Origin of the sequence: Mucilaginibacter sp., from assembly GCF_039207105.1 — a bacterium.
Taxonomy (GTDB): domain Bacteria; phylum Bacteroidota; class Bacteroidia; order Sphingobacteriales; family Sphingobacteriaceae; genus Mucilaginibacter.
Window position 1 is genome coordinate 27,483 of record NZ_JBCECK010000043.1, and the last position, 11,043, is coordinate 38,525.

Below are 11,043 nucleotides of genomic sequence, written 5' to 3' on the forward strand. Positions count from 1 at the left end.
AATTGGCAAAGCGTGATTTGCTGGGGCATATTTGAAGAAATAACTGCCGTTGCAGAAAGCGAAATGGTTATGCAAAAAATAATTGACGCGATGTCCCCGCATCTGGCTAATTCAGCTAACGCACATCCCTCGCATGGAATTACAGATAATCAATATGATATCGGTACCAGCAAAGACTTGATTATTTATAAAATTAAAATAACAAAGAAGAGTGGCCGGTTTGAGCAGGAAGGCTGAGGAAACGACAAATATGTATCGATAATTTTCATGTGAACTATAACGCACAAAATTAAATATTATGAAAAAGTTACTTGTGCTTACGGATTTTACCGCAAATGCCCGACACGCGGAAGCTGCAGCCGTCCGGATTTGTGTTAAATTAAAAATGGATATGCTGCTATATCATTCAACGGAGGAGGTGACAGCGATACCGGCGGGGTGCCAGGCGACGTTTGTAGTCGGCGCTAACCAAGTAATGGATGACAATAAGGTCAAATTACTTGGTGAGGTTGAATCGCTTAAGCGTATAGCGATCCAGAAAGCGGATTACCTGCCAACCATCAGCTTTATTTCCGGTGAGGATAGTTTTAAGGATGATATCAAACGGCTCACTGAAAGACCAGAGATTTACCTGGTTATCGTAGGGGGCAGATCCGGCAAGAAATTGGACTCGGTTCTTTTTGGAAGTAAAATAAAAGAGGTAGTTGAAAATTCCCTTAAACCTGTGTTGATCATTCCGGAAGGAACCCATACAGACGAGCTCAAAAAAGTAGTTTTTGCGACCGATTTTGCAAAAGGAGATAAAACAGCTGTTCATAGCTTAATAGCATTGACGCGATCACTTGGATTAAATTTGGAAGCGGTGCACGTTGTGAAACCCGGGGAGTTATATGAAGACTTTGACCATGAACTCAGTTTCCGTACCTTTTTAGAACAAGAAGGTGTTCCCTATGAAACTTTGTTTGGCAATATGGTTGCACCTCGTTTAAAAGCGCATTGTTATCAAACGGGGGTGGGGTTACTTGCGATGACTCACGGCCATCATAGCTGGGTTTCGCGTTTGTTTGGCCACAGTTTACCACCTGTTATATTGGACGCCACAGATAACACTTACGGACAACGTATTTAAGAATTAACATGCTTCTGGAGTAATAACAAACCAGGTCTATTTAATTAAGCAGCAAGTAATTTTTCCATGCATGGGTCTTCATCCCAGAAGGATTATAATTCGACTTGCTGCTCATAATTTATAGAGGTCTAGCAATTAGTCGATGTTTCATTTGCAGGACTTATATAATCTTTTAAAAAACATCTATCTTGATTTACGCAAGTGAAAATTCTTCGGATCAGCTTATTTCTTACGGCATTTAATACTGCCATCTTAGGTTTACCGTCTATTTCCGTTTTTCTTTTATAATATTCTTTTATTTCAGGCAGAAATCTGGTAGCTCCAAGTGCACATACATGTAGTAATGCCTTAACCTTCTTATTGGCCACTGCTGATATTTTCGGTTTTGTAATGGATATTCCGGATTCTCTTTTGAAAGGAGCTACACCGGCATAGCAAGCAAATTTTTTAGGATCTGAAATATCCTTAAATTCATTGGTAGAAATAATAATTTGGATAGCGGTTACCGGGCCGACACTTGGAACAGAAGTAATTATTTCAAAAAGGCGTTTTATTGAATCATCATTATTGATGATCTCCATTATACTTGTATTTATTTTTAAGATGTCTTCTTTAATTGCAGCAATACTCTCTTTACATAAAGCCGATGTCTGTTTATCAATACCTTTATGAACAAACAAGGTTTGCTCCTGAATAGGTGTCTCTAAAGCTTTACAGACGTTAACCATTCGATTTCGAAGTGAAGTTAAATGAGCTAACTTTTCAATAATTGTTCTTCTTGGAACATAGAATTTAACACAATCCCGATTTTTGTATATATACTGGGCGATCCGTATAGCATCTATTTTATCGTACTTGCCGCGTATGTTACCCAATGACATTTTGATATGCAATGGATTTTCGATAACGATATTGGCCTTAATTCTTTTCAAGCATTTAATTAAATAGCTGGAATAGTAACCAGTTTGCTCCATGCCAAATATGGCTTTACTTACGCTAAATTTCGGTAATTGCTTTAATTCAGCTATCACTGTTTGAATTTCATCTGCTAGGTTATTGATCTCTTTGTGAAAAAGAAAACTGTTCCCTTGCATCACAGCAAAATCAAGTTCATTCCGCGAAATATCAATTCCAATAAAATAGGTAAACTTTTTGTTTTTAAGCATGAATTTTCGGTATTTAGCAACATGGATTGAAGCGGGGATTAAAGTCATTTCAATGTATTTCGGACTCGATATGCTGTAAATCTACGTGACTATTCAGCAAAAATTTCTTGGCTCGAAAAGCTCTTCCTCATTTCAGTCGGATCTTTCTGCTATTTTCATATTTCAAAAAAACGACATAGGCTAAATCTTGCTGTAGGTCTTTCCTCAGATAAACGTTAATTCGCTATGTCGTTTTTCTTGAAACCAATAGCTTTGCATTTCAAAAGTTTTCTCCTTTTACTTGTAATATTAGATTATACAGCGCAATACCAGTTAAAGGACTTTAGGATATTAAAGATTATTTCCATATCGGGTAGTTGAATCATACACATACCATAAGACAGCCGGTTTAATCTCGTTTCTAAAGCTAACAAATAAGGGGGTACTTTGATTCCAATCAATTTAGCTTTGCTAAAACTTTCTCTAAGTTTGTGGAACTCACTGAATTGTCCCCGACAACCCGCCTTTTACCTTGTTTGTTATCATGATTCAATAAATCGAAAAAATTGTAGATGATGCTGATTTTATGCTTCACCTACAATATTTATTGCTAATAAATAAAACGTGGGCTCGTGAACAGCCCACGAGGTACTTCACCTCCTCCTTCGTTTTTCAATCCCCGTGGAAATTCACCGCCCCCGCCAGCGTCAACGCTAACACCACGTGGGGCCTCGCTTCCGCCACCATCAATCCCAAGATCGACTTCTAAAGGTTGGCGACGAGGTTGTTTGAGAATCCACTCTGAACAACTCTTATAATTATCGGGCCCATATTGTTTGTCCCAGGGATGCCCTAAGTTAACGGAAGCAGGAAGTATAGAATATGAGCCATTGGGAGGGATAATGCCACCTGTTAACTCCCAAACATTATATTGATCATGATCAGAGAGTACATTAACAGTTGTCGCTTTGTGACCATTTATAAAAACGGAGACAATGTCTTTCGTTGTGGGAATTGAAATCGTTGCGCTCCAAGGGATAAGAACCATAGCACAAACTGCTGTATCGTTTACAGACCATTCCTTAATAAAGACTTGAGCTTCGCCAGGGTCTCGAACATAAATAATATCTCCGCCCGGATAGATATCCCTGATTATGGCTCTTCGACACGAATCAGATAAGTTACCAGAAATAGTCACATCGATTGTTTCGCCGTTTTTAACTGCGAATGCACTTACGTTATACATGATCTAAAAGTTAAATGGTGAATAAATATGGTTAATTGTCATTTGATTTTTTGAATGAATAATCTCGACCATTATAGATTATTTGGAGAGTTACTCCAAGCTATATAAATCAATTTTCACTTTCTAATCAGGCAAATCATCGAACTACCTGACTAATCACAACCTTTGTAAGTATTCGATGTCAGTTGTTTTTTTAATATTCTTCACTTGGTATTTAAGAGTAGTGAGTTAGATTTATTAAAAAGTATTTAGTATAATGGAAGTTAAATTGATTACAGGTATTAGTAATTATAACTAAAAACCAACGAATACTGTTATTTCAATCTGATTTATAGATAATTACATCAAATTTAGTATTATAATAATAATGAATAAAGCATAATTATTATAAATTAATGAACGTTTTTTTACTCAATATTTCTCATATCTAATAATAATATTTCCAGTTGTGTTCTATAAAACATACCGTTATACTAGGTGGCATTCATAGTGAATTGTTTCCTAAGTAATAAGTCTATAATCCAATTACTTGAGGCCACAATTTGCCTCTAATTAAATTGCCCATAATGATTTGTCATATTTTACCTATTAAGTAGCTACCTAATTATTAAATTATGACACGATTTAGCTGTCGAGTCTGGTAATGTGGCAGGGGAGTGGCTTGACTAACGTTATCGATAAGCTATTTTTTCAATGCAACGTTCACGAAGTGTAGGTGTTGAATCTCGGTTTCGTATCTTACAAGATAATAAAAGGCCCCTGCGATTCGGTTGTGGAATTTGTGGAAGTTTCGTTATCCGTGTTTCTGTTTTCAGGTAACATTTTTTCCACAGACTTTCTCAGCTTTAAATTTTTCAGTTCTGTTTTAATTAAATTGTGAACGTCTGCTTTAACCATTAAGTAATTTTCCCGGATATCATCCGGTGAGACCGGGTTAATAGTTGGTACTTGCTGATAATTATCTTCCTCGGCTTGGATTGCAGCGTGATTATTCTGAATCTCTGAATGAAAAGCCTTTAGAGCAATATTCTCACTCGGGTCGTCAGCGACCATACCGACGAATACACCGGATGATAGACTTGAAATTTTTGAGGAGGGTACAGCGTGGTCAAGCTGCGTAGATTTACTAATTGAAGTGTCGCTGCCATTGATGCTCACACTATCGCGCTGCTGCATAATCTTGCCCATACGCTCGGAAAGCTGTTTGGCAGTATCGCCAGTAACCTGGCCGCTAATAATATTGCCGACAATATTCATAATAACTTCTGCCTGTTCTCTACCGTAATCTTTCTTTAATTGACTATAGTCCTGAATGCCCAAAGTAGTAGCCACCTTATTACTTCTGGCGGTTGCCAAAAGTCCATCGATGCCCGAACCGCCGCCGACATAGATCGTTGGAAACTCATCATAGATGTGGCTGCTCTTTAATTTGCCTTTCTGATTAACCAATTTGATCATTCGGGAAATGTACAGCGAAAGTACCGCACCATATACCTGTACCTTTTGCGGATTGTTGCCCATGCAAACGATCTTAGGGTCTTCGGGATTATTGATGTCCAAAGTGAAGTCATTACCTGACAATACGTAGTAAAGCTGCGGCGATGACAAGCGTGCCAGGCTGATCTTCGCGCTGGCTATCTGTCCCTCTAACTGTTCTTTGGCTTTGTTTTGGTAAGCTGAAACAAATGGGTTGATCAGTACCTTGATCTCTTCCTGCTCCATTAAGATGGGGAACAATTCTTCATAATCTGCCTGCATCAGTTCGATGACATGGGGCAACGTGCAATACTTGCCATCCTCATACTTGCGCAAATACCAGATAATGGCCGTTAAAAAGTTGATTGGGCTCTCGACGAAGAAATCGCCTTGTTTCCGTATCCACTCTCGATTTAATCCTAATAGTATTGTTCGCGATGCTTCGGTTGCGTCTGTAATATCATCCATGCTTTGCGGATCGAGTGGGTTGCAGCGGTGTGTTTTGGACAGGTCATCGAAATTGATTATGTAGAATTTGGGTTTGACTTTATAGTTGCGCCAGTATAGTTTCAGTTTATTATAGGCCAGTTTCGTCAGGTCGTCAAATTTGAAATCGTAGATAAACATCGAAAAGCCTTTTTTGATATGCTGGTCGATGATGTGCCGGATTACGAAATACGTTTTGCCTGCACCAGGTGTTCCTAACACCAGTAATCCCCTGAACGGGTTAATGAAGTTGATCCAGCTATTGCGGATTTTACCTTTCAGGTTGTATTTGGCCGGCAAGTTAACCGAGTATTCGTTTTCGAGCAGGCGTTCTTCCTGGGGAAACGTTTCGTTTTCGTTATTGAAGATGTCTTTTTGCAGGTTCAGTTTGAGCAGCCGGGATAAGCGCCCGCCGCCAGTCAAAACAAGTAGATAGCCCAGGCCGGTGATGCCCATGTAACTGATGGCGATAATAGTAGGTGCGGCGTTCAGGTAAAAGCAAAGTATGCTGCTCAAATAAAGCAGCAGCCCGGCGCCGATGTAAACGGCAATAATGTCTTTCCCGATCTTTTCATCCTTTTTGCCTTTTGCGCCTAGCAGAGAAACAGCCAACAATAACAATGCAGCCAGTTTGGGTTTTAGCATGTCATTAAATAAGCCCGTCTTGCTTATATTCACCAATAGCCTATTGGTGATCGCGGCAGTCCAGTGCCATCCCTCAAATGCGGGATAGCAGCATATATAAAAGTGAATACTTAAAACAAATAGGCTTAACAGCCGGGTAAAATCAATGATCTTTCTTAATCCCTGTATATCTTCTCCTGTTTGCATAACAATTTCATTGATGGTTTATAGGTTCAATCCTTTACATCTTTTGCCTTTCTTTCGGGTGTTGAGCGGTGCGCCGTCGTCTTTGTCCCTGGTATCAAGCAATGATTTGAGCAGGCTATCCGGCGAACCTTGCAGCAGGTAGGTCGCATCGTTACGATGCTCTTTATCCAGTAAGTTAATAGCTATCTTAATTTTTTGTTCCGCAAGTCGTGGTGGTGACTGCTTAGTTGATTGCCGATGTTCCCTGCGGACAGCCATCCGTCGCTCCAAGCTGCCGTTTTTCTGTGCATTGACGTAACGGAAAGTATCTTTTAGGTCGCGCTCGAATTTAAATTGGCTATCAAAAAGCTGTTCACCCGATGCTTTGAAGGCTGAGCGGTCAAACTGACCGACTTTTTTGGAATGTTCCGCATTTTTGCCCCTTGATTTATTCATGGGGCTAAGTTTGATCTTGTTGGTAATGTCTTTGCGACTAACGATAACTTGTATGTGCATCTGTTCGCCCGGCTTTACATCGCCTCGTTTTTGCAGCCCTTGTTTAACTTCGGGGTCTTTATGGCTGTAATAGCGGTGATTTTCCAGTTTGCCGAACCAAAGCAGGTCTTTATTGCTTTCGATACCGGGGCGGTCGAAGTTCTTGGCATACTTATCCATAATTCCAACGGCAAAGCTTTTAAGCATCTCTTTAGCGCCATCCTCACCGTACTGTGATTTCAGCCAGGCGATCTCTTTTTGGCTCGGGCTGATATTAATAAGGAAAAATTTGGCATCGTCATGGCCTAACTTGGCAACGTTGTTATCCAGCTTGCTGCCTACCTCATGAGATGGATTAATCTTGCTTGTTCCGTTAAACCATTGTTCAGGCTTTCGGTTATCAAACAGGCGGTTTTCCTTACCGAGATAATGCACAAGTTGTTTACTGCTTCCCTTATTGTTGCCGGATTCGCTGTCGGTGATATTGATGTACATAGAAATGCTTACAAGTCTGCAACTTGTTTTCTGAAACCTTGGGCCAATTCGTCTTTTTCACGGTTCTTTAAGCTGCTGACCTCTTCCCGCAGTTTGATATACCCGTTAAGGATGAGCAGGAATTTTGCTTTTAGCTTCTCCTTGCTGTCTATCCGTCCGAAAACTGCTTGAAGGAGTTTATCGGTTTCCTTCAACTTTGCGGCCTGCATTTCCTGGCCCGATAAAATGGATTTGTTGGCACCGATCACCTGCTCGTTGAAGTATTTGACGATCTCGCGTTGGTTGTTTATCATCCGGTCAATTTCCTCTTTTAAAGGGATGAGCAGCCTATCTTCCTGTGTGCGGATAAACCGGATATACGTGTCGTGGTTTTTAATTAAGGTTTTCTTTAGTAACTCATCGTTGATATCTTTTGGGTCCTTCTTGGTCTTATAAAAATACTCTACCATCTGAATAAAAAAATCTCGCTTGGTACGACCAGTCTGATCGGCCATTTTCTGTAGTTTTTCGTCCGTTGCTGTGGTATATTTTACCGTTCGGTTGTAATTGCTTTGTTCTGTCATCCTAACGAATTTTGTGGCTTGTAGTTCCTGTGGGAATGCTAAAAACGGTCTATAATTTATCCTGAGCACGGTCAAGCATTCTCGGAGAATGCTTAAAAACCCCGTAGCGAAGTGCAGGGCAAGCAAAGTAGGGCTATGCCCAACTTCCGCTTGCTCCTTTTTTCTTTGAAGAAAGGACGCAATTTTAACAGCTGTCTGGCCAAGTGCCCGACAGCTCCAGCGGTTCGAAGGAGCGCAATAACTGACGAATCCGCTGACGCGGCTCAGTGCGCACGCGCTTTATTTTGGTGATATGGCCGTTGAATTTCCGTCCCTTCAGGTCAAGTCTTACTTCGCTGTTTTTCATAACTATCTGATTTGATACTCAAATTTGCGGAGTGAATATTTTACATTTTGACAACTTGCCTAAAATAAAGGCGAGGTTGACAAATATCTTCAAGCCTAATAACCAAGCTCTGGGGCAGCGTTATGCCATCCAAATTGTTGAGCCCTCGGGTTTTGTCACACTTCTTGATCAGCTTCGTGCGGAGCCACCATATGAGGCTAAAAGTTACATTTTTGCTCGACGGACACCCCAATAATATGTGTACGAGAATCATTAGTACAGCCCCGGAAGCGAGTCTTCGGAGCTTTTAGTTTCAAATTCAAATAGATTTGTGGATTACCATACTATGATTACTTGAACAACTGTATATTAGCTTAACTAATTCAGTAATAACCTTAAACTAAGCCATCACAATTACTATGAGAGGTTCAGAATGGAGAAAGTGGAATGTCCATGTCCACACAAAAGGTACAAATAAGAATGACCTTTTCACGTCGGTATCCATAGACGATTTTTTTTCGCATTTCTTTAGAAAAGCGCTGGAACAGCAGCTTGCTGCGATAGCGATCACCGATTATTTTTCAATTGATAACTACAAAGCCGCTACACAGTTTATCGCAGAACTTGAACACAAGGCCGATAGTGCAGGAAAGCCATTATTTACAGTTGATGAAATTTCTCAGATCCGCAAGATCTTTATATTTCCCAATGTCGAACTACGTATGATGCCCGCGACTGATATAGGGAAATTGATAAATATTCATTGCTTATTTAATCCTGAATATGTCAACGACCTTGAAAATGATTTTTTCAATACGATAGAGAATCAGGCCGGAAAAAAAATGAACAGAGCTGGAATAATATCTTACGGTAAAACGTTCATTTCCGACACCCCTTCTGATGAATTGTGTTACAAAGAAGGAGTTGATCGTTTTGTCGTAGATATCCGAGCGTTAAAAGATATTCTCGATAGCAATTCATCATTCCGAAACAATACCATTGTAGTAGTAAGTAATTCGAATAAAGATGGGAATTCCGCTGTACAGAAACATTATGATCTTTTTGAGGGAGAGCCAGGCGGACTTGATGGTGTCAGAAAAACGATCTATGAAATATCAAACGCCATATTTTCTGCCAATAAAAAAGATATCATTTATTTCCTTGGCCAAAGACTTGATGGTGATCCAGACGCATTGGACGAAGATAAATCGAACGAGCGAAAATTGGTTTTAAAAGAAAGGGGGTCATTTAAGGCCTGCCTTGTCGGCTGTGACGCTCACAAAGAGGAAGACCTTTTCAAACGATTTACCTGGATAAAGGGATCGCTCGATTTCAATGGATTTAAACAGATTATGTTTGAACCGGAACAACGGGTTAAAATTCAGGATACTGAACCCGATATTAAAGATGAAAAGTTGATTATCGACCATGTTAGATACATCGGAAATGACAACCTTTTTACACCCGAACCTGTATATTTCAATCGCAACCTTAATGTTATCATCGGCGGCAAATCTTCTGGCAAATCTATACTACTATATAACATTGCAAAAACATTGCTGCCTGATAGAACTATTCTAAAGGGCGGCGATAAGGAAGGTGGTTATCGTTATACCTTTCCATCCGGTTTCGATTTTGAAGTCACTATCGGCTCCGGACATTCCCAAAGTATAACGAGAGAAGATGGCGTTCCTAGCATCCTTCCGGAAATCAAATACATTCCGCAAAATTACCTCTCCAAATTAGCTGAACCAGAAAACAAAAAAGGGAATGAACTGGTAAAGCTTGTCCGTGGACTTCTATTGGAAGATGAAACTTACAATGAAAAATATCAGTCATTTTTATCTCAATTAAAATCTAACGATCTAAAAAGAGAATTAGCAATCAACGCGTACTTTGAATTAAAAGATAAGATAGCAGAACAAAGACAAGATCTTAGCCAAAAAGGAGATCCCGATGTACTCAGATCGACAATTAAAACCAATCAGGAAAAGATCGCAAAACTTAAGGAGAGTGCAGGGTTGACGGAAGAGCAGATCTCCGAATACAATAAGTTAAGTATCGAAAGTTCTGAGATCGAAGGCGAATTAAAAAAACTGAGGAACGACTACTCAAAGATCAGATCGTTCAATGCAGATATTCAAAACATATTGACAGACCTGATCCAACGAAGGGACAATGTTTTGAACTCCATCGAAAATGCGGCTGTCTCTACTTTCTATAGAAACGAATATGCAATTGTGGACACCGCATTAAAGACCGTAGAAGCGATCAATTCAAGCTTCGCTTTGAACGAAAATGAGCAATTTATCAATGAGAATATCTTTAGCCGGCTTGCTGCACCATTATCAACACGGCAGGCTGAGATCAAAGCCAAGTTACAGCCATATGTACAGGATCAGCTAATCAAATCCGAAATCGAAGCTTTAGAAAAACTTGTTAATGAGGACACTCAAAAGCTCGCTGGTATTAATCAGATCGCACTGGAAATATCTAAAAATGAAACTGCGCTTATAACTGATAAAACGAAAATCTTCGATGGGTATCGAGCGAATTTCAACGAATATTCTAAGATGATCGAAAGTTTTGACCCGCGTACACAACTACTGGAAAATGACAGGTTACAGATCATTGGTACCCAACAATTCAATTTTCCCAAATTCAGGGGTAAAATTACTGCGTTGATGGACGGAAGAAAGGCCAATTTTGATTTATATCCACTTCTTAAAGAAAAGAATACCGGTATATCTCCGTTCGATATTGAGGATGTCCTAAGTTGGTTGACCACAATGTTCGATGCCATGACTGATAAAAATGATTTCCCTTTTGTATCAAAAGTTGATCTGAAAGCTGCGGTCAGGTATTTATTGGAC

At 39.8% G+C, this 11,043-nt stretch carries 8 protein-coding genes and 1 pseudogene; 3 read left to right on the forward strand and 6 right to left on the reverse strand.

The window, feature by feature from the left end; genetic code table 11:
- Together AAGC65_RS11220 and AAGC65_RS11225 are read left to right on the forward strand one after the other, a co-directional pair.
- Positions 1 to 237, forward strand: a pseudogene (locus AAGC65_RS11220) (pyridoxamine 5'-phosphate oxidase family protein); the annotation flags it as partial.
- A 61-nt stretch (positions 238 to 298) separates the two neighbouring features.
- Complete coding sequence (locus tag AAGC65_RS11225) at positions 299 to 1,129, forward strand: universal stress protein (RefSeq protein ID WP_343112541.1); 831 nt, start codon at positions 299 to 301, stop codon at positions 1,127 to 1,129.
- A gap of 128 nt (positions 1,130 to 1,257) precedes the next feature.
- Here AAGC65_RS11225 and AAGC65_RS11230 read toward each other — a convergent pair whose 3' ends face one another.
- The 6 genes from AAGC65_RS11230 to AAGC65_RS11255 form a co-directional block, all read right to left on the reverse strand.
- Positions 1,258 to 2,295 (reverse strand): IS110 family transposase, encoded by a 1,038-nt coding sequence (locus AAGC65_RS11230; RefSeq protein WP_343112542.1) that lies wholly within the window; start codon positions 2,293 to 2,295, stop codon positions 1,258 to 1,260.
- Positions 2,296 to 2,884: 589 nt separating this feature from the next.
- The gene (locus AAGC65_RS11235) at positions 2,885 to 3,520 is read right to left on the reverse strand and encodes a hypothetical protein (RefSeq protein ID WP_343112543.1); all 636 of its coding nucleotides are present in this window, start codon (positions 3,518 to 3,520) and stop codon (positions 2,885 to 2,887) included.
- A 738-nt stretch (positions 3,521 to 4,258) separates the two neighbouring features.
- Complete coding sequence (gene mobC / locus AAGC65_RS11240; protein ID WP_343112544.1) at positions 4,259 to 6,313, reverse strand: conjugal transfer protein MobC; 2,055 nt, start codon at positions 6,311 to 6,313, stop codon at positions 4,259 to 4,261.
- Between the two features lie 18 nt (positions 6,314 to 6,331).
- Positions 6,332 to 7,282: a DUF5712 family protein gene (locus tag AAGC65_RS11245; RefSeq protein ID WP_343112545.1), complete on the reverse strand. Its 951-nt coding sequence runs from the start codon at positions 7,280 to 7,282 to the stop codon at positions 6,332 to 6,334.
- A gap of 8 nt (positions 7,283 to 7,290) precedes the next feature.
- Positions 7,291 to 7,845 carry a BfmA/BtgA family mobilization protein gene (locus AAGC65_RS11250; protein WP_343112546.1) on the reverse strand — a complete coding sequence of 185 codons (555 nt, stop codon included), beginning with the start codon at positions 7,843 to 7,845 and terminating at the stop codon, positions 7,291 to 7,293.
- A gap of 184 nt (positions 7,846 to 8,029) precedes the next feature.
- Positions 8,030 to 8,191, reverse strand: a complete 162-nt coding sequence (locus AAGC65_RS11255; RefSeq protein WP_343112547.1) for a hypothetical protein — start codon at positions 8,189 to 8,191, stop codon at positions 8,030 to 8,032.
- Positions 8,192 to 8,589: 398 nt separating this feature from the next.
- On the opposite strand from AAGC65_RS11255, the gene AAGC65_RS11260 reads away from it, so the two are divergent.
- Positions 8,590 to 11,043 (forward strand): TrlF family ATPase (locus tag AAGC65_RS11260; RefSeq protein ID WP_343112548.1); only part of this gene is annotated, 2,454 nt, incomplete at its 3' end.

Coding starts and splice junctions, on each gene's coding strand:
- AAGC65_RS11225 (WP_343112541.1), top strand. CDS start 299: ATGAAAAAGTTACTTGTGCTTACGGATTTTACCGCAAATGCCCGACAC.
- AAGC65_RS11230 (WP_343112542.1), bottom strand. CDS start 2,295: ATGCTTAAAAACAAAAAGTTTACCTATTTTATTGGAATTGATATTTCG.
- AAGC65_RS11235 (WP_343112543.1), bottom strand. CDS start 3,520: ATGTATAACGTAAGTGCATTCGCAGTTAAAAACGGCGAAACAATCGAT.
- mobC (WP_343112544.1), bottom strand. CDS start 6,313: ATGCAAACAGGAGAAGATATACAGGGATTAAGAAAGATCATTGATTTT.
- AAGC65_RS11245 (WP_343112545.1), bottom strand. CDS start 7,282: ATGTACATCAATATCACCGACAGCGAATCCGGCAACAATAAGGGAAGC.
- AAGC65_RS11250 (WP_343112546.1), bottom strand. CDS start 7,845: ATGACAGAACAAAGCAATTACAACCGAACGGTAAAATATACCACAGCA.
- AAGC65_RS11255 (WP_343112547.1), bottom strand. CDS start 8,191: ATGAAAAACAGCGAAGTAAGACTTGACCTGAAGGGACGGAAATTCAAC.